Here is a 23,425-nt window from a genome sequence, read left to right as displayed (position 1 = left end):
GCATTATAAATAATTCTAATGACGATTTTAAACATGTTGTATAAAAATATATTATTTTTATACGGCTATGACAAACAATGATACGCCCAAAAAAGGTTTTGTTTTTAAAACATACGAAGCACCCTATCAATCTCCCTTTGATAAGCTTTTCGAAATTTTCAAGGAATTAATTACCCACACCTCAGGCGATTTAGATGAAGCAATTGATTGGCTGCGCGAGTTGGATAAAGAATACAGCCTAACGACTTCAGAATATACCATCGACGATTTTATAGAAGACCTTAAGAAAAAAGGTTATATAAAAGAAGAAATAGACCCAGATGGTAATGGCGGTATGGCCATTACAGCCAAAACCGAGCGCGCCATACGGCAACAGGCTTTAGATCAAATTTTTGGAAAAATAAAGCGTAGTGGTCAAGGCAACCATAAAAGTAAAAGTCTGGGTATTGGCGATGAGCATACAGGCGATTTTAGGAGCTACCAATTTGGTGATGCCTTAGATAAAGTATCTATGACCGAGAGCTTAAAGAATGCACAAATAAACCATGGTATTGGAGATTTTACCTTATCTGAAGATGATTTGGTGGTAGAAGAAACACTACACAAATCACAAATGAGTACGGTGTTGATGATTGATATTAGCCATAGTATGATCTTGTATGGCGAAGATAGAATTACACCTGCCAAAAAGGTGGCCATGGCTTTGGCAGAACTCATAACCACACGCTATCCAAAAGATACTTTAGATATTTTGGTGTTTGGCAATGATGCTTGGCAAATAGAAATCAAGGATTTACCCTATTTAAAAGTAGGCCCCTACCATACGAATACAGTTGCAGGTTTGCAATTGGCTATGGACATACTTCGCAGAAAGCGAAATACCAATAAGCAAATCTTTATGATAACCGATGGGAAACCAAGTTGTTTGCGCTTGCCCAATGGAGAGTATTTTAAAGATAGCGTGGGGTTAAATCCTACCATAACCAATAAATGTTATATGATGGCGCAGCAAGCACGTCGTTTGCATATTCCCATTACCACCTTTATGATAGCACGCGATAACTATTTAATGAAATTTGTTAGAGAGTTTACATATGCCAATCAAGGTAAGGCCTTTTACACCGGTATAAAGGGACTGGGCGAAATGATTTTTGAAGATTATGAAACCAATAGGAAAAAACGCATTAGAGGTTGATAAGTTAACGGTTATTAACTTACAGCTAAAAAATAAAATCAACAGTTTATATGAACGTAGAAAAAATTAAAACGCTAGGTGAATTAAAAAAAGCAGGTTACAAAAGTAAATCCATAAAAGATGAATTACGAGACAACTTAATAGCCAAAATAAAAAATAAAGAAACAACCTTTAAAGGGGTACATGGTTATGAAAACACCGTAATCCCAGAATTGGAACGTGCTATTTTATCGCGCCATAATATTAACCTTTTAGGGTTACGCGGACAAGCAAAAACGCGCCTTGCTCGTTTAATGCTTAATTTATTGGATGAATACATTCCTTATGTGGAAGGTTCTGAAATTAACGACGACCCTTTTAATCCAATCTCTAGGTATGCTAGCGAATTAATAGCCGACAAAGGGGATAAAACCCCAATAACTTGGTTACATAGAAGTGAGCGTTTTGCCGAAAAATTAGCAACGCCTGATGTTACTGTAGCCGATATAATAGGTGATGTAGATCCCATAAAGGCGGCTAATTTAAAATTGAGTTATGCCGACGATCGTGTGATACATTACGGAATGATTCCACGAGCTAATCGTTCTATATTTGTCATTAACGAGTTACCAGATTTACAGGCAAGAATACAGGTAGCCCTTTTTAATATATTACAAGAAGGCGATATACAAATAAGAGGGTTTAAACTGCGATTACCCTTAGATATTCAATTTCTGTTTACAGCTAACCCCGAAGATTATACCAACCGTGGTAGTATTGTAACCCCATTAAAAGATCGTATAGGTTCGCAAATACTAACCCATTACCCAACAGATTTAGAAACGGCCAAACGCATTACTGAGCAAGAGGCCAAAGTAGTGGCTAGCCAAAAGGACACTGTTAAAATACCAGATTTGGCCAGAGATTTATTGGAGCAAATAGTTTTTGAGGCTAGAAAAAGCGATTTTATTGATGCCAAAAGTGGAGTAAGTGCCCGTTTAAGTATTACCGCATTAGAAAACTTATTAAGCACAGCCGAACGTCGTGCTCTTGTGGCTGGTGAAAAGACAACTACGGTACGACTGTCTGATTTTATAGGGATTATACCTGCCATTACAGGAAAGATAGAATTGGTATACGAGGGTGAACAAGAAGGTGCAGCAGCAGTAGCCTACAATTTAATAGGAGAAGCCATAAAAAGCCTGTTTGTAAATTACTTTCCAAAAATAGAAAAATTACAAAAGCAAGGGGAAGAGGGACCGTATGATGATGTTGTATCATGGTTTTTTAATCAAAAAAAGGACTTCGAATTGTTGGATAGCTTGAGTGATAAAGCCTATCATGACCTTTTGAAGGCCGTTACCCCTTTAGATGATTTGGTGGCTGCCTACCTGCCGTTATTGCCAAAACAAGACCGTAGCTTTGCTTACGAATTTATTCTATGGGCCTTAACCGAATATAAACTGCTTAGTAAACAACGTGTTGATGAAGGCATGCAATTTAAAGACCCTTACGGTAGTTTTATAGGAGGTATTTAGAATTATAATACCCTATCGCTACCAATACCCGCCCATATATATGGGAAACACTCGCCCATATATATGGGCGATACCATGACGTATATATTACCGATACTAAAACCCTGTTATGTTCTATACGGCACAAAACCAATTCTCCAATAAAACTTAACATAATTCCGAAATACATATTATTCCCTACTAGATTTTTTCATTATAGTAAAATCCCTTTTTAAGTACTAAATCACGTGGGATAGTTTGATTTTTTTCAGTATCTTAATCGAACAAACAGTTTTTTTTTGATGATGCTTAATAGGCAGACTTCAAGTAAACACATTAGAATTTTTCTATAATTATGAGTAAAAGTATTGAGAAAGAGCATGATATAAAACTCTTATCTTTTGATATTGATAACACCCTAATTGATTTTCATACCCTAAAAAGCAATTTCGCTGAAACTTGGACCAAATACAGTCCTGATTCCGATGTTCTTCTTACCTATAATACAGGCCGATTAATTGACGATGTCCTTAACTTAATTGATAAAGGTGTTTTACCAAAACCCGATTATATTATTGCGGGAGTGGGTACATTAATTTATGATTTTAAGGAGCAGTGTGTCGTCAAAGAGTTTAATGACGTTTTAGATGATGGCTGGGATTTGGATGCTGTAGAAGAATTGATTCAGAATATAAACCATCCCATAAGCGAACAACCTACCAAGTTTCAACACGCTTATAAACGAAGCTATTATTTTCACGATGCCAGTCCAGAACTCATAGAAAGTATTGAAAAAGATTTTGCCGATGCCAATATGCATATTAATGTGGTATATTCTGGGGAAAAGTTTTTGGATATTCTTCCTAAATGGGCCAACAAGGGCAATGCATTGCAGTGGTTGCTAAAGAAGTTGGGTATCAGGCCTAGTGATGTGTTGGTTGCAGGCGATAGTGGGAACGATTCTGCGATGTTCAACATGGAGGACATCAAAGGGATTGTAGTAGCCAATGCCCATGAGGAACTTTATAGGTTTACCAAATACCGACAAATTTATCATGCAGAAGGCATCCATAGTTTTGGGGTTATTGAAGGACTCATTTATTATGGTGTTTTACCAGAGGAAGCTGCTGGGATTGATGAGGAAAATCGTAATGATGATTTTTTTATCAAACAAGAACTAAAAAATGAAGCCACAAAAGACGAAGGAGGCAAAAAAGCATTAATTCGAGAAGGTTATAAAAAGGCCGTTGAGGCTTTAAAAAAGAATATCACCCCTTTAGGTTTTTCAGCATGTTCTATTGAAGATAATGTACCTAATGGTACTGATGAAAATTACCATAGTGTATGGGCTAGAGATGGTGCCATTACAGTAATTGGTTCCCTGCCGCTAGTTCACGACAAAGAAATTCATAAATGCCAGCGCCAAACATTATTAACCCTTTTAGAACATATTTCACGTAATGGACAAATCCCCTCTAATGTACGTATAAAAGATAATATCCCCGATTATTCAGGGGTAGGAGGTATCTGTTCTATTGATAGCGGTTTGTGGGTGGTTATTGCGTTTTATGAGTATGTGAATGTTACTAAGAATATGGATTTTCTTAGAGATCATATTGATAATATTAAAGAAACCATGCGTTGGTTAGGAGCTCACGATGGTAATAACGATGCCTTACTGGAAATACCGGAGGCAGGTGATTGGACAGATTTATTTGGTAGAAGCTATAACATTCTGTACGATGAAATCCTTTGGTACCGTGCCAATGTCTGTTTTGGTCGTATGTTAGAGATGTTGGGGGATTATGAACAGGCGGGAGAATATATCCGTTGGTCGCAAGTTATTAAGAAAGAAATCCTTCAAAACTTTTGGCCGTCTACACAGCAAAAATTATTTCAGTCGGTGTCTTTTGCAGAAAGACAATTTACCTTAGGCGATACCGCGTATTTAATAGCTCAGGTCACACCATTCGATTTTAGTTGGCGTTGTGATACGTTCGGGAACATCTTGGCCTTTTTACACGGTACGGTCGATGCCGATAAAGCACACCAAACCTTACGATTTATGTTGGGGGCCGGTATAAACGAACCTTTTCCTGTTGCCAATGTATATCCGGTAGTAACGCCTGGCGATCCCGATTGGCGTCCATACTATACGGTAAACCTTTTAAACTTACCCAACCATTATCATAATGGTGGTATTTGGCCCTTTGTAGGCGGGTTTTGGGTTAAGTTCATCAACAAGTTGGGACTTAAGGAAATGGCGCTTTCTGAATTGCATAAGTTGGCTTTGATTAATAAGGAAGGTATTAGTGAAGAGTGGGAATTTACAGAATGGGCACACGGTACCACCGGGAAACCTATGGGGAAAGCCTATCAAGCTTGGTCGGCAGCACAGTATATTTCTGCTTGCCATGATTTGAAAATAATTTAATAATACTTTAAAACTAAAAACAATGAAATCAATATTAATGATCTCGCTACATGGTTATGTAGGAGCTAATGCAGAATTAGGAAAACCAGACACAGGTGGGCAAGTTGTCTACGTTTTAGAGCTTGCCGAACGTTTTAGTAGACTTGGTAAAAGTGTAGACTTAGTTACCCGTCAATTTGAAGACCAGCCCGAGTATGATCATGTAAGTGAAAATTACAGTGTATGGCGTATCCCTTTTGGAGGTAAAAAGTTCATTAGGAAAGAAGACATGCATGACCACTTAAAAAAGTTTGTGACTAATTGTTTGGCTGCCATAAAAAAGGAACGTAAAAAGTACGATATTGTTTATACGCACTATTGGGATGCGGGATGGGCCGGACAAAAGATAGCGGAAGAATTAGGCATTTCCCATGTGCATACACCTCATTCTTTAGGCTGGTGGAAACAGCATACTATGGGTAGTGATATGGACGAGAAGAAAATGGAGAAAACCTACCGTTTTAAAGAGCGTATTAGAAAAGAGTATTTTGTGTACCAGATGTGTAATTATGTTATAGCTACTACGCTACCACAAGTAGATTTGCTTACCCAACAGTACGATGTACTGCCCCGTAATTGTGGCATGATTCCACCAGGTATTGATGAAAACCGTTTTTATCCAGTACCTTCTAAGGAGAATGATAAAATTAGGGCCAAGTATGACATTCACCCTACTGATATTTTAGCACTGGGACGTATGGCACACAATAAGGGGTATGACCTTTTAATACAAGCTTTGCCAACGGTATTTGAGCTTTGTCCAGAGGCGCGTTTGGTAGCAGCCATTGGTGGTGATCAATCGGATCAAGATAACCAGGGTATTGCCAAGCTTAAAAAGTTAGCCAGCGATTTAGGGGTGAGTGATAAAATAAAATGGAAAAATTACATTGCCGATGAAGATTTGGCTAATGTATACCGCTCTGCCAATATTTTTGCAATGCCATCTAGGTATGAGCCGTTTGGCATGGTAGCCATAGAGGCCATGGCTTGTGGAACCCCTAGTGTTGTTACTGTTCATGGCGGGTTATATGATTTAATTAACTTTGGTAATCAGGCTTTGTTTGCCGATCCGCACCGCCCATTAGAGTTTGGTGCCATGATGTCCATGCCATTGTTATACCCTAAATTACGCAATGAATTATCTGTTGAAGGTGCTCGTTTTGCACGTCGTAATTTTGGATGGACAGGTATTGCTAAAAGGATACTGGATATATTCCGTAATTCCATTAACCAACGTACAATGGAATCAAACATTTATACTAGTTAATAAATGTTTTTTTACCAGTTGTCCCTAGATTTTATGTTATTGGCACAAAATTTAATGATCTCGGTAATACGCTTTTGTCTAGTGGTTTCCCGTTTGGCCTGGTTTAGCCAATACAAATAACTTTTTCTGTATGAGGGTGCAAAATTTTGGTAATTGGTATATGCTTTGGGGTTTTTGTTAAAAGCCTTTTGCAAATCTTCTGGAATAATACCATTTTCCACAGCATCTAAGGCCGTCCAGCTGCCATTTTTCTTGGCAATTTCAATTTTATCAAGGCCACTTTGGTGCATTAGGTCTTTGTCCAACAACTCTTTTATGTAAGCTTTGTTTAAAGCACTCCATACACTTTTGTCGTTTCTGGGTGTAAAGTATTGGCGGCGTTTTCCATTTCCAAGGCTTTTTACGGTAGAATCTATCCAACCATAGCACAGGGCCACTTTAACGGCTTCTTCCCAGCGCATGCTTTCTTTTTCATGGTCAACTTTATAGAAAATTAAATAGACTCCTGTACAGGCACTGTGGTTGTCATGCAACCAAGCACGCCATTCGGTATCGGTTTTAAAGTACAGCTCGGCAATTTTCACAACGTATACTAAACTTTTTTATGTTCTACATAAAAATCCTTATCGACCTCTGGTGTTGAGGTGTTGGACTCTACGGGCATTGTTTTCCATTCAGCTTTTGGGAATAACCATTGTTCTTTACCATCTATGGTAACTTGTACTGGCATATCAAATTTATCAATAATGTTGGTCCACCGGTACTTAAGTTCATTATCTGTAATGGTATATTCTAATGTGGGTATCATGGTTGTACGCAGGTATTGATTAAAGAACTCTGTTAGGTCGTATCCTGTTTTTTGGCTTATATAATCTTCAATCTGTTTGGTGGTTACTGTTTGATGGTAAAAAGTCTTGTTGAGTCCGCGTAAAATCTGGCGCCATTTTTCATCGTCTTCTATCAGTTGTCGTAGTGTGTGCAGTATGTTGGCGCCTTTAAAATACATATCTACACTTGGACTTTCTCGGTTTACACCGTAATGGGTTCCTACTATGGGGTGATTGTTCTCAATGGCTCTACGGGTGCCTATTATATATTCTGAGGCGGCTTGCTTACCATAAAAGTAGTCTAAATACAAGCTTTCAGAATAGGTTGTAAAACTTTCTTGTATCCACAAGTCTGCAATGTCTTTTGCGGTAATGTTGTTGGCAAACCATTCGTGTCCAGATTCATGTACAATGATGTAATCAAACTTTAGTCCCCAACCAGTACCAGACCAATCATTACCCATATAGCCCTTTGTAAAGTAATTGCCATAGGTAACGCTGCTTTGGTGTTCCATACCCAAATAGGGCACTTCTACCAGTTTATAGCCGTCTTCATAAAAAGGGTAGGGACCAAACCAATGTTCTAGGGCTTCTATGGTTTTGGGAGCTTCTTCTTTAAAATAGGTCTCTGCTTTTTCTAGGTTGTCTTTTAATACATAGTAATTCATGTCTAAATGTCCTTTTTCGCCATCGTAAACTTCAGAAAAATGCACATAATCTCCTATGTTCATGTTTACGCCATAGTTGTTTATGGGATTGTTAACAAACCAACTATAGGTCTTGGTATCGCCAAATTGCTCTATGCTTCTCAATCTGCCATTGGATACATCCATAAGGTCTTTTGGGGTGTTAATGCTAATAAGCATGCTATCTACTTCGTCATACATATGGTCTTTGCAGGGCCACCAAACACTGGCTCCCAGGCCTTGGCAAGCTGTTGCTATAAAATCGTTACCATTGTTGTCTTTGTTCCAAGTAACACCACCATCCCATGGCGGGTTTACGGCTTCTCTGGGAATGCCTTCATAAAACACTTCTATGCTTTGCACGCTTCCAACGGTTTGCTCTTTGTTGAGTGTAATAAAATGGGCGTTGCCTTCATCTATAACTTGCAACGGTTTACCGTCTTGCAGTGCTTTGGTTATTTTTAAAGGGGTTTGTAAATCTACCTGCATTACAGATTGGTCCTGTAATACTTTATATTGTATGGTGTTTTTTCCTGTAATGGATTTTTCTTCTGGGTTTACTTTTACTTCTAAGTGGTAATAGGTTAAATCCCACCAAGCACGTTCTGGGGTTATACTGCCCCTTAGGGTGTCTTGTCTGGTAAATTCTGTTTTTTCAGATAGGATACCTTGGGCTTGTATGTTTAGTGTTGTAAGGGTTAGGAGTGCCAGATATAGTAAACGGTTTTGCATAGTTGTTTTTTTGTTTTGTCCAAAATTAATAAAAAAGGTTCTTAACATATGTTAATTTATTTTCTATAGATACATGGTGTTACTTTTAACGAATGTTTTTATTACTTAAACGGGAAAAGGTTGTGGGAAACTGATTAAATGTATATATTAAGAGTCAGAATCTCCTTAGTTTTAATTGATTAATTCTTAATGTTTAACTTATTAAAAAATTTAAAATGAAACAATCTCAACCCATTTTGTTAGCCCTCTTCTTGTCTTTAATCTTACTTTTTAATTGTGATGATAAGGATCATTTAGACGATGGATCTTTGGAAGCCCTAAAGGTAAGTGAACCTACTTTTATTGATATTGGTAATACGACCCGAAAAATTACTGTTAAAAATAACTTTAATAGGGGAGGAAAAGCCTCCAATGCAGCAAAGCACTATAATGTGGCACTGCTTATGGCTGAATATATTACGGCTGGTGATAGTAAGGAGATGGGTAACATTGTGTATTTTAAAGATGTTGGCAATAAGAATCTTGCCGGCGATTTTGTGCCTGCTTTGTCTTTGGATGGTACTACGGATATTTCGTATTATGTAGACGAAAATAGGCCTTCGGCAGATTTGGATGCTGCTATAACGCATAGTGCGATTGATCGTGCTATGGCTACTTGGGATGGTGTAACGTGTTCGGAATTGGGTATGTACGAGGTACCTTATGACGGCAGACCTACTGGATTTATCGCTGACATTTTTGGTTTGGGAGGTAGTATGGATTATGTGGCGGATGTGATTCACTGTGGTTGGGATGTGGCTTTGTTTGAAGCAATTTATGGTCCTAATAGTAGTGTGCTGGCTGCAACGTTTACTATTGTTTTTACAGATGATGATGGTAATTTGGTTGATACGGATAATAATGGCAAGTATGATGTGGCCTGGCGTGAGGTTTATTACAATGATGCGTATACATGGAATGATGGTAGTACTTATGATGTGGAAACGATTGCACTGCATGAGAGTGGTCATGGCTTAAGTCAAGGACATTTTGGACAGGCTTTTGTTTCGGGTGTTTCGGGGCAAGGCAATGTTAAACTTCATTTTTCTCCTAGGGCTGTTATGAATGCGGCTTATTCTGGGGTACAGACCAACATTACGGAAACGGATAATGGTGGGCATTGTAGTAATTGGTCGGCTTGGCCTTATAACTAAATGTACAATATAAATTAAATAAAAAAGCCATTTTCAATAAACTGAAAATGGCTTTCTTTTTTAGAATTAGTCACTTCAAAATATATTGTATTTTAAAAACAATATTTATTTTCTTCTATTACTTTATTTGCTATTATGTTTCTTAATTCTATTATGTTGGGCATGTTTACGTATTTTAGGTAACGCCTTAGCCCCATAAGCATCATACGTTGTTCGTCGCCGGAGGAGAAGGATATTATGGAATGTTTTCCTGCAGTTTCTATAACGTCTATGGCATGAAACAGGTTTAGTTTGGCCATGGCTATTTGTTCTTTGGCTTTATCCTCACCCTCTTTTTTGGCTATTTTTTCGGCTCTTAAGATGGCAGACTCTGCTAGGTATATTTGTATTAGGATATCGGATGCTGCTAGCATAAGTTGTTGGTGCTTTTCAATTTCTTCACCATATTTTTGAAGGGCAGCGCCTGATACCATAAGGAACAACTTTTTAAGGTTAACGATGATACTTTTTTCTTCTGAAAACAGCTGTGAGAAGTCTGGTGTTTCAAAGGATGGTATACTGGTTAGCTCATTGGCTACGGCGGTGGCTGGCGTTAACAAATCTACGTGGCCTTTCATGGCTTTTTTTATAAGCATGGCTATGCTTAACATACGGTTGATTTCGTTAGTGCCTTCGTAAATTCTGGCAATACGGGCATCGCGCCAGGCAGACTCTATAGGGGTGTCTTCTGAAAAGCCCATGCCTCCAAATATTTGTATACCTTCATCGGTACAGTGTTGTGTGTACTCTGATACGGCTACTTTTAATATGGAACATTCTATGGCATATTCTTCTACCCCTTTAAGCTCTGCTTCTTGGTGGGTGTCTTTGCCGTTATTTTTGCGCATTTCAATACGGTCCTCAATATTTTTGGCAGCTCTATAACTAGCAGTTTCACCGACCCAACAGTTGGTGGCCATTTCGGCTATTTTTTGGCGTATAGCACCAAAACTGGAAATGGGCGTTTTAAACTGAATACGCTCGTTGGCATATTTAACCGATTCTGTAATAGTTCGACGTTGGGCGTCTAAACAAGCTGCAGCCAATTTAATGCGGCCAACGTTTAGGGCATTCATGGCTATTTTAAAGCCATTGCCCCTTGTGGATAGCATGTTTTCTACAGGCACGACGGTGTCGTTAAAAAATACTTGACGGGTAGAGGAGGCCCTAATGCCTAATTTGTGTTCTTCTTCGCCCATGGTAATACCATTGGGGTTTTTAGGATCGTATTCTACAATAAATCCTGTAATGTATTTGTCGTCTTCAATACGGGCAAAAACAATCATGAGACTACAAAAGCCTGCATTGGATATCCACATTTTTTGGCCGTTGATTTTGTATGTTTTACCATCTTCAGATAATACGGCGTTGGTTTTTCCAGAGTTGGCATCGCTACCAGCTCCGGGCTCGGTTAAACAATAGGAACCAAACCATTCTCCTGAAGCCAATTTGGGCACATACTTTTGTTTTTGTGCTTCGTTGCCATAGAGTAGGATGGGGAGCGTGCCGATACCCGTATGGGCACCAAAGGCTGTGCTAAAGGACCCTGTGGCACCAGATATGTAATCGCATACCAGCATGGTGTCTACAAAGCCCATACCCAAACCGCCATAGGTTTCTGGAACTGATACGCCCAAGAATCCCATTTCGGCTGCTTTTTTCATACAGGATTCTGTTAGGGCATAATCCTTGGCCTCAAACTGGGCTTTTTTGGGCCAGATTTCACGATCAACAAATTCGGTTACAGCTTCTTTCATCATGAGCTGTTCTTCGGAGAAATCTTCGGGAGTGAAGATGTCTTCACACGGGGTTTCTTTTACTAGGAATTGACCACCTCTTAATATATCTTTATTTTCCATTGTTTAATTTTTTTTGTTTCTCTTCTCTCTTTTCTCTTCTCTCTTTTCTCAAATAATCTATTTCAAAAATTCAAAAATGCCACAAGCGCCTTGCCCAGTACCTACGCACATGGTTACAGCGCCGTATTTACCAGTCATGTTACGTTTGCGCATTTCGTCAAATAGTTGCACAGATAGCTTAGCACCTGTACAGCCTAATGGGTGCCCCAGGGCAATGGCACCACCATTCACATTAACAATATCTTGGTTTAGATCCAATTCCCTAATAACGGCTACGGATTGCGAAGCGAAGGCTTCATTCAATTCTATCAGTTCTAAGTCTTTCTGCTTTAAGTTTACTAAACTTAATGCTTTGGGTATGGCTTTTACGGGACCTATACCCATAATACGTGGTTCTACACCTACGGCGGCATAGCTTACCAGGCGTGCAATAGGTTCTAAATTCAATTCTTTTACCATAGCTTCACTCATTACCATTACAAAAGCAGCACCATCACTGGTTTGTGATGAGTTCCCGGCCGTTACGGTGCCGTTTGCTGCAAATACGGGTTTTAATTTTGCGAGGGCTTCCAGACTGGTGTCGGCTCGTGGACCTTCATCTTTCGTTACGGTATATGTTTTGGTGTTTTTTTTGCCATTCTCATCTACATAAACTTGTTCTACTTCTATGGGGACAATTTGCGCTTTAAAACGGTCTTCGGCCTGTGCTTTTAGGGCCTTTTGGTGGGAATTATAAGCAAATGAATCTTGGTCTTCTCTAGAGACATTAAATTGTTTGGCCACGGCTTCGGCGGTATTTCCCATGCCCCAGTAATAGTCTTCATGCCCTGCCTTTACGGTATTGTAATTTAATTCGGGTTTAAAGCCTGTCATGGGTACCGAGCTCATGCTTTCTACACCCCCTGCTATGATACAATCGGCCATGCCAGTTTGAATTTTAGCTGTGGCAATACCAATGGTTTCTATACCCGAGGAACAAAATCGGTTAACGGTCACTCCAGGGACGTCGACACTGTTTAAACCAATTAAGGAAATAAACCGCGCCATGTTGAGACCCTGTGAGCCTTCGGGCATGGCGTTACCAACGATAACATCGTCAATACGCTTTACGTCCAAATCGGGTAGTTCTTTCATCATGTGTTGAATGACTTCAGCGCCCAATTCATCAGCTCGCTTAAACCTAAAAGCGCCTTTGGGGGCTTTTCCAACGGCGGTTCGGTATGCTTTTACTATGTATGCGTTTTTCATTATTTAAATGGGTATTGAGTATGGAGTACTGAGTAGTTAGTATTGAGTATGGAGTAGTGAGAAACACAATACCACATACTTAGTTGAATTATTATTATAGTTTTTGCTGTAATCCATAATTCATTTTTTGGATTTGAATACAATACTCAATTACTGGTTGTACTTTTTCTTTTGAAATTAAATTTAATTCAGTTAATAATATAAGTTGCGTTTGAAGTTCATAACATGAACCATTTGCAATACTTAAAAAATGTTTAAACTCCTTGGCCGAGTTTCTACCTGCTCCCTCTGCTACATTAGAAGGAATGGAAACTGCACTTCTTTTTATTTGTGAGTTTAGACCATATTTTTCATCAGATGGTAATTCTGTAATAAGCACATATACTGATTTTGTTAATTCTATTGACTTTTTCCATAATTTTAAATCTTCTACTTTATGCATATTATTTAATTCCTTTAGTATAAATTCATAACGTGTTTATCCCAATACTAATTACTAAACGTTCACTACTCAGTACTCCATACTCATTACTAATTTCTAAGGGGTTTGCCTGTTTTTAGCATATGCTGAATGCGTTCTAAGGTTTTACGTTCGGTACATAGGCTTAGGAAAGCTTCTCTTTCTAAATCTAATAGATATTGCTCAGTGACCAGAGTAGGTTCTGATAAGTCACCACCAGCCATCACATAAGCCAGTTTATTGGCTATTTTATGGTCATGTTCGCTAATATAGTTTGAAGCTTCCATAGCATCGGTGCCTACTAAGAACATACCCAACGCTTGTTTCCCTAATACTTTTATGTCTTTTCGTTTTATGGGCTGTGTATAACCTGTTTCGGCCATGATTTTAGCATAGGCTTTTGCGGTTGCTATTTGGCGGTGTTTATTAACTACTACTACATCTTTTCCTTTTTGTAACAAGCCTAAATCAAACCCTTCATAAGCTGAGGTTGCTACTTTGGCCATGCCTATGGTGAGGAAATATTCTTGAAGGATATTGAGCTCTACATCACCTTTTCTAAAGGAATCGGATGCCCTTAAGGCCATTTCTTTAGAACCGCCACCACCTGGAATAACACCCACACCAAATTCTACTAATCCAATATAGGTTTCTGCAGCGGCAACCACTTTATCGGCGTGCATGGAGAGCTCACAACCACCACCTAAGGTCATGCCGTGGGGAGCAGAAATGGTTGGTATGGAAGAATAACGCATTCGCATCATGGTATCTTGAAAATACTTGATGGCAGCATTCAACTCGTCGTACTCCTGTTCTACGGCCATCATGAAAATCATGCCTATATTGGCACCGACTGAGAAATTGGCACCTTGATTACCAACGACTAGGCCTGCGAAATCTTTTTCGGCCAAATCGATGGCTTTGTTCAATCCGGCGAGCACATCACCTCCAATGGTGTTCATTTTAGATTGGAATTCACAGTTTAGAATGCCGTCACCTAAATCTTCAACCACTACCCCCGTATTTTTAAAGACTTGCTTAGATTGCCTAATGTTGTCTAAGATGATAAAGGCATCTTGGCCTGGTATTTTTTCTTGTGTTTTTGTATTTATATTATAGGCATAGGTAGCACCATCTTTTACCGTATAGAATGTCGTGTTTCCAGAGTTTAGCATATCGGTTATCCAAGCTGCTGGCTCTGCACCTTCCGCTTTCATAATTTCTAAGCCCTTGGCTACTCCAATGGCATCCCATATTTGAAACGGACCGTGTTCCCAGCCAAATCCCGCTTTCATGGCATCATCTATTTTGTAAAGGGCATCGGTTATTTCAGGTATTCTGTGTGATACGTAGGCAAATAATGCTGAGAAGCTTTTTCTGTAAAAATCGCCTGCTTTGTCTTTTCCGTTAATTAATACCTCAAATCGGTCTACCACCTTATCGATAGACTTTGTGAGTTCTAGAGTGGCAAATTTAGCCGATTTCTTGTCGCGATATTCTAAGGTGTTTAAATCGAGGCTTTTAATATCTTTGCCTTCTTTTTTGTAGAATCCCTGGCCTGTTTTACTACCCAACCAATTGTTTTCTACCATAGTATTTATGTAGTCGGGGAGGGTAAACAGTTCTAAACGTTCATCGTTGGGGCAGTTTTCTTTAATACCATTGGCTACATGTACTAAGGTGTCTAAACCAACAACATCTACGGTACGAAAGGTAGCCGATTTTGGCCTTCCTATAACAGGACCTGTTAACTTGTCTATTTCTTCAATGGTCATGTTCATATCCTTTACGGCATAAAACAAACTCATGATACTAAATATACCAATGCGATTGCCTATAAAGGCTGGGGTATCTTTTGCTATAACCGAGGTTTTTCCTAAGAACTGTTCGCCATACCCATTTAGGAAATCCAAGACGTCCTGGGAGGTTTTTTGGCCGGGAATAATTTCAAATAACCTAAGGTAACGTGCGGGATTAAAGAAGTGGGTGCCACAGAAATGTTTTTGAAAGTCATCGCTTCGGCCTTCGCTCATAAAGTGAATGGGAATTCCCGATGTGTTGGATGTGATTAGGGTGCCGGGTGTTCTATGCTTTTCTAAGGTTTCAAATACGCTTTTTTTAATATCCAAACGTTCTACAACCACTTCCATAATCCAATCAACGTTTGCTACTTTGGCAATATCGTCTTCAAGGTTTCCTGTGGTTATTCTATTTGAAAAGGTATCGTGGTATAAGGGTGCGGGTTTCGATTTAATGGCCTTGGCAAGCGACTCGTTAACTATACGGTTACGTACAGCGGTATCTTGAAGGCTCAAGCCCTTAGCTTTTTCACGGTCATTTAATGTTTTTGGAACAATGTCCAATAACAATACTTCTACACCAATATTAGCAAAATGGCAGGCAATGCCACTTCCCATAATACCAGAGCCAATAATGGCTATTTTTTTTATGATTCGTTTACTCATAGTATCTTACAAATCGTTTTGGTTGTATATTTTTTTATTTGAAATCATATCGTTGATTAGATCGGACACTTCATAAAAGTGATTTAATTTCTCTTCAGATATGTTGCTCCTTATGGCGTCATTGAATGTTAGTACTTTGTCTTTGGAATAGGCTCTTTTTTCACGGCCAAAATCGGTTAATTGTATAATAACCCCCCTACCATCTTCTGGGTTTGGGTGCCTTTCTATCAATCCATTTTTTTCCATGGTTTTTAATATTCTAGATAAACTGGTAGCTTCCATGCCCATTTTGGGACCTAGGGCTGTAGACGGCGTGCCTTTTTCGGGGTCTATACTTAAAAGTGTAAATCCTGTAGCCATAGTGGTTCCAAATTTTGCAGCTTCTTCGTTATACATTTTTTGAACAGTTAACCAAGTTGTTCTTAGTATATAATCTATCGTCCTATCTTTCATCTGTGTTATTGTTTTTTTAAGTTCAGATGTAATGTCTTAAAGATAGGTTTGGTTGGCGAGAGTCTTGTTGTTTTGTTCATTTACATGTTTTTGTCAGCAAGACCAAATATACAAAAATATATTATGCACGCATAATATTTAAGAGAAAATGATGTCCCGTACTACTAAATAAAAAAACCACCTAAATAGGTGGTTAATAATAATGAATATTTTAAAAAGGTGGTTAGCCCATTTTGCCGTTAACCATGCCAACAGCGGCACCTACAACAGCACCCATAACTATGGTTAAACCTGTATCTAGAGCAGCCATTTGAACGGTTACTTCCATAGATGGCGAAGCCATCATAAAAAAGTCAAAGTACAGCCCCAGGAATAAGCCTATAACAGCACCCGCTTTTAGTCCAGCAGATATTGTAGAGATTTGTGCCCATTTGTTATAAATGTAACTTATAAAAAGCCCAAAAGTTAAACAGCCTAAAAAGATTAAACCTAAGTTTTCTGGAGATTCATCTGAACTTGGAAAGAAATCTTTAAAAATAACACCATACAGTAACCATCCTAAAAGGAATGATACGATACCACCTACGATACCCGAAACTAAAAAGTTTTTTGTTTTCATTTTTTAATGTTTTATAATTAGTTAGTTTAATAAAAGTATTAAAAAAAATGATATATGTATAATTTAAAGCGCTAAAAATTACATACTTAACAATAATTGGCATGAATTAATGAACACTTTTAAATTGGTAATTGTGTTGTATTATATGCTGTATATTGGGGTTTTTAGACTTAAAACGCTACCCACTATCCCCTGTATTCTACTATTAAACCAAAAATATATTGTTAAAATTTATGCAACAAACCTCATAGTGTCTACATATGGGGTTTGTCGTTTTACAAATACAATGTCTTAAAAAAAGCCTAAAATTTAAGCAAAAAAGAGTTGCAACTTGCCCAGACGGTTTTTGCAACTTGCAGAAACGAACAAGTCAACCTTACCTACTGGACAGGTCAACCCAATGTACTGAACAGATAAGGTTGATGTACTGGGTAGATACGGTTGAGTTGTTGGCCTGGTAAACTTGCATAGATGGTCTGTGCAAGTTGGAGATGTTCATCTATTCAAGTTGTGGTGTTCTACATCTTGTTTTAAATACCTCCTCTACAACCGTGAGCAATCCATAATCCTGAATTCTAAATCCTTACTTATAAATCTTATCACAAAGGTCTTGATACATCTCCTTGATAACTTTTCGTCGCATTTTCATGGTGGGAGTGAGGTGTCCGGCTTCAATAGACCAAACATCGGGGGTAATTTCAAATTTTTTAATTTGCTCCCATTTTCCAAAGTCGGCATTGGCGGCATCAATTTCTTTCTGAATGCGCTCTAACAGTTTTGGATTGGTAATGATGTCGGCATCCGAAGTATAAGTAATGTTATGGCGTCTGGCCCATTCTTTTACAAACTCATAATTAATTTGGATGAGTGCCGCAGGCATTTTTTCGCCTTCACCAATTACCATAATCTGTTCTATAAAGCGCGACTGCTTAAATTTGTTTTCAAGTAAGGCAGGTGCCACATATTTACCGCCCGAAGTTTTAAACATTTCTTTTTTTCGGTCGGTTATTTTTAAAAAGCCATCGGCATCAATTTCACCAATGTCTCCCGTATGAAAATAATCGCCGGTCATCACCTCGGCAGTTCTTTCAGGATCTTTATAATAGCCCATCATTACATTGGGGCCTTTACAAAGTATTTCACCATCCTCGGCAATTTTAACTTCTACACCATCAATCAATTTTCCAACATAGCCAATTTTCCATCCCCGATTTCGTTTGTCACTAGCAGAAATGCCAGGAGACGTTTCTGTAAGGCCATAGCATTCCATAATACGCATATTAGCAGCCCCAAAAATATGCCCCAAACGGGGTTGTAGGGCGGCACTGCCCGATGCCATAAATACCAGATTGCCTCCTAAAGCTTCTTGCCATTTTTTAAAAACAAGCTTACGGGCTATAAATAATTTAAGGGCATAGCACCAACCATTTTGTCTGTACGGCTCATATTTAGCACCTAATTCTACGGCCCAAAAAAACAATTTCTTTTTTAAACCTTTAAGTTCTGCTCCTTTAGCTATAATTTTTTCATATACTTTTTCTACCAGTCTTGGTACTACCGTCATAGTACTGGGTTTTACTTCCTTAATGTTATCGCCAATTTTTTCTATGGATTCGGCATAATAGATAGATGTACCGGTATATTGGTATAAATAAGAGAACACCCGTTCAAAAATATGGCATATAGGTAGAAAGCTTAGGGCACGTTCGTGACTTCCTAGAGGAAACCGTTTTTTGGCACCAAGTACATTAGAAACAATATTCCAGTGCGATAGCATAACTCCTTTGGGAATGCCCGTGGTTCCCGAGGTATATATAATAGTTGCTAAATCAGATGCTTTTACTTCAGCCTTTCTGGCCTCAACGGCTTCTTGGTTACTTGTATCTTTACCAAGCTCCAATAATTCTGTATAGTGTTTGCAGCCTTCAATAAAATCAAAGGAATACACGGCTTTTAATTTTGTATTGGCTTTAATGCTATTAATTTTTTCCAGGACCTCTACGTCTGAAACAAAGCAGTAAATAGATTCGCTATGGTTTAAAATATATTCGTAATCTTCTGCACTAATAGTGGGGTATATGGGAATGTTTTGTGCACCTGTTTGTAGTACGCCTATATCCGTAATATTCCATTCTGTTCTGTTGGTAGTAGAAATAACGGCAATCTTGTCATCTTTTTTAATACCCAATTTTAGGAGGGCCCTACTTATAGCATTGGCTTTATCAAGGTACTCATGTATGGAGGTCTTTACCCAAGTGCCATTATATTTAGTTACCAAGGCGTCTTCTAAAGGTGTCTTTTGCTGTTGGTAATATGGAAAATCAAAAAGCCTAGTTATCTCAGTCATTAGTTTATCGGGAATTTGTAATAACGCAAAATAGTAAATTATACCTAATTAGTCGGTATTCGCATTATCAATTAACAATTTAATTAAAATAGTGGTTTGTTTAAATTACTTAAGTTCAGGTTCTCCAAATAGTAGCAAGAACAACATTTTGTGCATTTTGTTGCCCAGGTTGTTTTTAAGGATGTTAAACACCTTGGTAATATGGACCTCTACCAATTTAATGGAAAGTACCATGGTTTTTTAAGAGTAGCATGAGATTTTAAGTTGAAAGTAATTGCTATGTAGCTTAAGGTCTAAATAACAACCTAAAACGCTTCACCAATAATTACATCTGAAAACCCAGAGGGATTGATATCATAACCCTCTAAACACTTCGCTTTAAAATCCACTCCCGGGCATTTACAAAGGCTTCTAACCAAGGCGATACCTCATCTGTTCTGCCTTGTGGGTAATGGGCCCAGTTCCATTGAAATGTGGAACGTTCAATATGCGGCATAGTAACCAAGTGGCGACCTGTTTTATCACATAGCATGGCCGTATTAAAATCAGATCCATTGGGGTTATGTGGGTAGCTTTCATAAGCATATTTTGCTACAATATGGTATTGGTCTTCGGTATATGGTAAACTAAACTTGCCTTCACCATGAGAAATCCAAACCCCCAGGGTGCTACCAGCTAGTGAGCCAAGCATAACGGAATGGTTTTCCTGAACGGTAACCGAAGTAAACGCACTTTCGTATTTGTGGGAATCGTTATAGGTTAATTTGCCATGAATGTCATGATCTGGGTTAATCTCTCCCAACTCCATAAATAACTGGCAACCATTGCAAATACCTACAGAGAGTGTATCTTCACGTTTAAAGAAATCCTGAATGGCTTTATTCGCTTTTTCATTGTACTTGATGGCACCGGCCCACCCTTTGGCAGAGCCTAACACATCGGAATTACTAAAGCCACCTACAGCGCCTAAAAATTGTATGTCTTCTAAAGTTTCTCGTCCCGAAATTAAATCGGTCATGTGCACATCTTTTACATCAAAGCCCGCCAAATACATAGCGTTGGCCATTTCGCGTTCGCTGTTGCTCCCTTTTTCACGCAGTATGGCCGCTTTGGGCTTGCCAGTAATACCGCTTATGATATCATTAGGTAATTTTCCTGTAAAGTGTTTTGGGAACGTATAATGTAGGGGTTGGTTTTTATATTGGTTATAGCGGACTTCAGCCAAGCCATTAGCTGTTTGTTTTTTGTCTAGTAAGAACGAAGTTTTGTACCAAACATCCCGTAATTTAGATACGGATAGTGTATAAGCTTCAGCTTGGTTGGTAATGCTAAGTGTATCTTCATGAGTGACAGTTCCAATATTGAAATATGTTATATTGGCCGTTTTTAAAACACGCTCAATAGTCGCATCTTTTGCCTGAATAACAAGACCTGCATTTTCAGCAAACAACAACTTTAAAGTGTCTTTCTCTGAAAGTGCAGATAGGTCTATGGTGGCACCTAAATGAGTATCTGCAAAACACAGTTCTAATAGAGTAGTGATGAGTCCGCCCGAAGCGACATCGTGCCCAGCAACGATTTTATCAGCTTTTATCAATTCCTGTAGCGTGTTGAATACGGTCTTTACATAGGCGGCATCTTGAACATTGGGTGCATCATTTCCTATTTTGTTTACAATTTGTGCAAACGAACTGCCCCCTAGTTTAAACGCGTCTTGCGATAGGTTAATGTAATAAATGGCACCTGCACCTTTTTGGAATACAGGCTCTACCACCTTAGTAATATCGTTACAGTTGCCTGCCGCAGAGATGATAACGGTACCTGGCGCTATAACATCCTCATTTGGATATTTTTGTTTCATGGATAGGGAGTCCTTACCTGTTGGAACATTGATGCCCAGAGCAATGGCAAATTCCGAAACCGCTTCCACAGCCTTGTACAGGCGTGCATCTTCACCTTCGTTTTTACAGGGCCACATCCAGTTGGCGGACAGTGATACAGACTTAAGGCCATCTTTTAAAGGGGCCCAAACCATGTTGGTAAGTGCTTCGGTAATACTGTTTCGGCTTCCTGCAACAGGATCGATGAGCCCAGAAATGGGGGAGTGCCCAATAGAAGTGGCAATGCCCTCTTTACTTTTATAGTCCAAGGCCATCACCCCCACATTGTTTAAGGGCAGTTGTAGGGGGCCAGCACATTGTTGCTTGGCTACTTTACCACCTACGCAGCGGTCTACTTTATTTGTTAACCAATCCTTACAGGCCACTGCTTCCAGTTGCAAGACTTGCTCCAGGTAGGTTTGAAACTGGTCTGGGTTATAACGAACGTCTTTATAGTGCCTTTGTACCGTATGGTCGGTCATAATGGTTTTTGGCGAGCTTCCAAACATATCTGCCATGGCCAAATCCATAGGTTTATTACCTTTGGTTTTAGATTGGAAGGTAAAGCGGTTGTCTCCCGTAACATCACCAACGGTGTACATGGGCGAGCGTTCGCGTTCTGCAATACGTTGTAGGGTATCTATATGGTTTTCGGCAATTACCAAGCCCATACGTTCCTGGGATTCGTTTCCAATAATTTCTTTGTCTGATAGCGTAGGATCGCCTACGGGTAAGGCATCTAAATCAATCTTACCACCAGTAGCTTCCACCAGCTCCGATAAACAGTTTAAGTGGCCACCAGCACCGTGGTCGTGAATGGAAACAATAAAGTTTTCATCACTTTCCACCATACCACGTACGGTATTGGCAGCGCGTTTTTGCATTTCAGGATTGGAACGCTGTACGGCATTCAATTCAATACCCGATGCAAATTCTCCGGTATCGGCACTAGATACGGCGGCACCGCCCATGCCAATACGGTAGTTTTCGCCACCCAGGATAACAATTTTGTCCCCCGATTTAGGAATGTCTTTTAAAGCCTGATCTTTTCTGCCATAGCCAATACCGCCTGCTTGCATAATGACTTTATCGAAACCAAGTTTACGGCCTTTAGCACTATTTTGGTCGGCATCGGCACTTTCATCGTGCTCAAAGGTTAGTACGGAACCACAAATTAACGGTTGCCCAAACTTATTACCAAAGTCTGACGCCCCATTACTGGCTTTTATTAAAATATCCATAGGGGTTTGGTAAAGCCACGGACGCTCTATCATGGCTTGTTCCCAAGGGCGATCGGCTTCCAATCGGGAATAGGAAGTCATGTAAACGGCCGTTCCTGCTAAAGGAATAGAGCCTTTACCGCCAGCCAGCCTATCGCGAATCTCTCCCCCAGAGCCGGTAGCAGCGCCATTAAAAGGCTCTACGGTTGTTGGGAAGTTGTGGGTTTCGGCTTTTAGGGAAATAACGGCATCAAAATCTTTAGTGGTATAGTAATCGGGTATATCGGCACGTGTTGGTGCAAATTGTTCTACTCTGGGCCCTTCTATAAAGGCTACATTATCTTTATAGGCTGAAACAATACTGTTGGGGTTTGTTTCAGATGTTTTACGAATTAACTTGAACAGTGAGGTCGGTTTTTCCAGACCATCAATAATAAAAGTGCCATTGAATATTTTATGGCGACAGTGCTCGCTATTGACTTGTGAAAAGCCAAAGACCTCTGAGTCGGTTAACGGACGCCCTATTTTTTTGGAAACCGCCTCTAAATAGGTTACTTCTTCATCACTTAACGACAAGCCTTCCTTTTGGTTATATGCCGCAATATCATCTATATTAAGAATGGGGTCTGGTTTAATATGGATGGTAAAGGTATTTTGATTGAGCCCATTAAACTTCTCGGAAATCATGGGATCGAAATCTTTAAAATCTTCATCTACAGCTTGAAATGCTTCAATTCTTAATATCCCGGCTATGCCCATGTTTTGGGTAATCTCTACGGCATTGGTACTCCAAGGGGTTATCATGGCTGCACGCGGACCAACAAAAAAAGCATCTAATGATGCTTGTTCTATTTTGGGCTGGTTGCCAAAAAGCCAGTTTAATTTTGAGATAGTTTCGGTTGATAATTCTTTTGTTGCCTGAACAGCAAATATTTTGCTGGTTACGTTTCCAAAGAAATGAATCAT

16 protein-coding genes are annotated in these 23,425 nt (G+C 39.2%); 5 read left to right on the top strand and 11 right to left on the bottom strand.

The window, feature by feature from the left end:
• Positions 1-67 precede the first annotated feature (67 nt).
• The 4 genes from AC5SR4_RS01560 to AC5SR4_RS01545 all read left to right on the top strand — a co-directional run bounded on the left by AC5SR4_RS01560 (position 68) and on the right by AC5SR4_RS01545 (position 6,431).
• On the top strand, positions 68-1,195 hold the full coding sequence (locus AC5SR4_RS01560) for a vWA domain-containing protein (RefSeq protein ID WP_495357784.1): 1,128 nt from the start codon (positions 68-70) through the stop codon (positions 1,193-1,195).
• A 50-nt stretch (positions 1,196-1,245) separates the two neighbouring features.
• Entirely contained in the window at positions 1,246-2,712 is a 1,467-nt protein-coding gene (locus tag AC5SR4_RS01555; RefSeq protein ID WP_495357783.1) for a MoxR family ATPase, read from the top strand.
• 334 nt (positions 2,713-3,046) lie between these two features.
• Entirely contained in the window at positions 3,047-5,125 is a 2,079-nt protein-coding gene (locus tag AC5SR4_RS01550; protein ID WP_495357782.1) for an HAD-IIB family hydrolase, read from the top strand.
• A 22-nt stretch (positions 5,126-5,147) separates the two neighbouring features.
• The gene (locus AC5SR4_RS01545) at positions 5,148-6,431 is read left to right on the top strand and encodes a glycosyltransferase (protein WP_495357781.1); all 1,284 of its coding nucleotides are present in this window, start codon (positions 5,148-5,150) and stop codon (positions 6,429-6,431) included.
• Positions 6,432-6,442: 11 nt separating this feature from the next.
• Here the strand turns inward: AC5SR4_RS01545 and AC5SR4_RS01540 are convergent, their stop codons facing one another.
• Both AC5SR4_RS01540 and AC5SR4_RS01535 read right to left on the bottom strand, forming a co-directional pair.
• On the bottom strand, positions 6,443-7,015 hold the full coding sequence (locus AC5SR4_RS01540; protein WP_495357780.1) for a YdeI/OmpD-associated family protein: 573 nt from the start codon (positions 7,013-7,015) through the stop codon (positions 6,443-6,445).
• A gap of 8 nt (positions 7,016-7,023) precedes the next feature.
• Positions 7,024-8,676 carry a M1 family metallopeptidase gene (locus AC5SR4_RS01535; protein ID WP_495359141.1) on the bottom strand — a complete coding sequence of 551 codons (1,653 nt, stop codon included), beginning with the start codon at positions 8,674-8,676 and terminating at the stop codon, positions 7,024-7,026.
• 215 nt (positions 8,677-8,891) lie between these two features.
• Here AC5SR4_RS01535 and AC5SR4_RS01530 point away from each other — a divergent pair, with 215 nt between their 5' ends.
• Positions 8,892-9,869 (top strand): hypothetical protein, encoded by a 978-nt coding sequence (locus tag AC5SR4_RS01530; protein WP_495357779.1) that lies wholly within the window; start codon positions 8,892-8,894, stop codon positions 9,867-9,869.
• Positions 9,870-9,961: 92 nt separating this feature from the next.
• Here AC5SR4_RS01530 and AC5SR4_RS01525 read toward each other — a convergent pair whose 3' ends face one another.
• The 9 genes from AC5SR4_RS01525 to purL all read right to left on the bottom strand — a co-directional run bounded on the left by AC5SR4_RS01525 (position 9,962) and on the right by purL (position 23,425).
• On the bottom strand, positions 9,962-11,767 hold the full coding sequence (locus tag AC5SR4_RS01525) for an acyl-CoA dehydrogenase FadE (RefSeq protein WP_495357778.1): 1,806 nt from the start codon (positions 11,765-11,767) through the stop codon (positions 9,962-9,964).
• A gap of 57 nt (positions 11,768-11,824) precedes the next feature.
• Entirely contained in the window at positions 11,825-13,015 is a 1,191-nt protein-coding gene (locus AC5SR4_RS01520; protein WP_495357777.1) for an acetyl-CoA C-acyltransferase, read from the bottom strand.
• 94 nt (positions 13,016-13,109) lie between these two features.
• Positions 13,110-13,457, bottom strand: coding sequence for a four helix bundle protein (locus tag AC5SR4_RS01515; RefSeq protein ID WP_495357776.1), 348 nt, complete (start codon positions 13,455-13,457; stop codon positions 13,110-13,112).
• An 89-nt stretch (positions 13,458-13,546) separates the two neighbouring features.
• A complete protein-coding gene (locus AC5SR4_RS01510) occupies positions 13,547-15,940 on the bottom strand; it encodes a 3-hydroxyacyl-CoA dehydrogenase NAD-binding domain-containing protein (protein WP_495357775.1) in 2,394 nt (797 codons plus the stop codon).
• Between the two features lie 6 nt (positions 15,941-15,946).
• Positions 15,947-16,393, bottom strand: a complete 447-nt coding sequence (locus AC5SR4_RS01505; RefSeq protein WP_495357774.1) for a MarR family winged helix-turn-helix transcriptional regulator — start codon at positions 16,391-16,393, stop codon at positions 15,947-15,949.
• 223 nt (positions 16,394-16,616) lie between these two features.
• Positions 16,617-17,012, bottom strand: a complete 396-nt coding sequence (locus AC5SR4_RS01500; RefSeq protein WP_495357773.1) for a hypothetical protein — start codon at positions 17,010-17,012, stop codon at positions 16,617-16,619.
• Between the two features lie 583 nt (positions 17,013-17,595).
• A complete protein-coding gene (locus AC5SR4_RS01495) occupies positions 17,596-19,359 on the bottom strand; it encodes an AMP-dependent synthetase/ligase (RefSeq protein ID WP_495357772.1) in 1,764 nt (587 codons plus the stop codon).
• 105 nt (positions 19,360-19,464) lie between these two features.
• Entirely contained in the window at positions 19,465-19,593 is a 129-nt protein-coding gene (locus AC5SR4_RS01490) for a hypothetical protein (protein ID WP_495357771.1), read from the bottom strand.
• A 130-nt stretch (positions 19,594-19,723) separates the two neighbouring features.
• Positions 19,724-23,425 (bottom strand): phosphoribosylformylglycinamidine synthase, encoded by a 3,702-nt coding sequence (gene purL, locus AC5SR4_RS01485; RefSeq protein ID WP_495357770.1) that lies wholly within the window; start codon positions 23,423-23,425, stop codon positions 19,724-19,726.

The organism is Aestuariibaculum scopimerae (genome assembly GCF_059428085.1).
This window is presented reverse-complemented; position numbering and strand designations above follow the sequence as displayed.

Coding starts and splice junctions, on each gene's coding strand:
- AC5SR4_RS01560 (WP_495357784.1), top strand. CDS start 68: ATGACAAACAATGATACGCCCAAAAAAGGTTTTGTTTTTAAAACATAC.
- AC5SR4_RS01555 (WP_495357783.1), top strand. CDS start 1,246: ATGAACGTAGAAAAAATTAAAACGCTAGGTGAATTAAAAAAAGCAGGT.
- AC5SR4_RS01550 (WP_495357782.1), top strand. CDS start 3,047: ATGAGTAAAAGTATTGAGAAAGAGCATGATATAAAACTCTTATCTTTT.
- AC5SR4_RS01545 (WP_495357781.1), top strand. CDS start 5,148: ATGAAATCAATATTAATGATCTCGCTACATGGTTATGTAGGAGCTAAT.
- AC5SR4_RS01535 (WP_495359141.1), bottom strand. CDS start 8,676: ATGCAAAACCGTTTACTATATCTGGCACTCCTAACCCTTACAACACTA.
- AC5SR4_RS01530 (WP_495357779.1), top strand. CDS start 8,892: ATGAAACAATCTCAACCCATTTTGTTAGCCCTCTTCTTGTCTTTAATC.
- AC5SR4_RS01525 (WP_495357778.1), bottom strand. CDS start 11,767: ATGGAAAATAAAGATATATTAAGAGGTGGTCAATTCCTAGTAAAAGAA.
- AC5SR4_RS01520 (WP_495357777.1), bottom strand. CDS start 13,015: ATGAAAAACGCATACATAGTAAAAGCATACCGAACCGCCGTTGGAAAA.
- AC5SR4_RS01515 (WP_495357776.1), bottom strand. CDS start 13,457: ATGCATAAAGTAGAAGATTTAAAATTATGGAAAAAGTCAATAGAATTA.
- AC5SR4_RS01510 (WP_495357775.1), bottom strand. CDS start 15,940: ATGAGTAAACGAATCATAAAAAAAATAGCCATTATTGGCTCTGGTATT.
- AC5SR4_RS01505 (WP_495357774.1), bottom strand. CDS start 16,393: ATGAAAGATAGGACGATAGATTATATACTAAGAACAACTTGGTTAACT.
- AC5SR4_RS01500 (WP_495357773.1), bottom strand. CDS start 17,012: ATGAAAACAAAAAACTTTTTAGTTTCGGGTATCGTAGGTGGTATCGTA.
- AC5SR4_RS01495 (WP_495357772.1), bottom strand. CDS start 19,359: ATGACTGAGATAACTAGGCTTTTTGATTTTCCATATTACCAACAGCAA.
- AC5SR4_RS01490 (WP_495357771.1), bottom strand. CDS start 19,593: ATGGTACTTTCCATTAAATTGGTAGAGGTCCATATTACCAAGGTGTTT.
- purL (WP_495357770.1), bottom strand. CDS start 23,425: ATGATTCATTTCTTTGGAAACGTAACCAGCAAAATATTTGCTGTTCAG.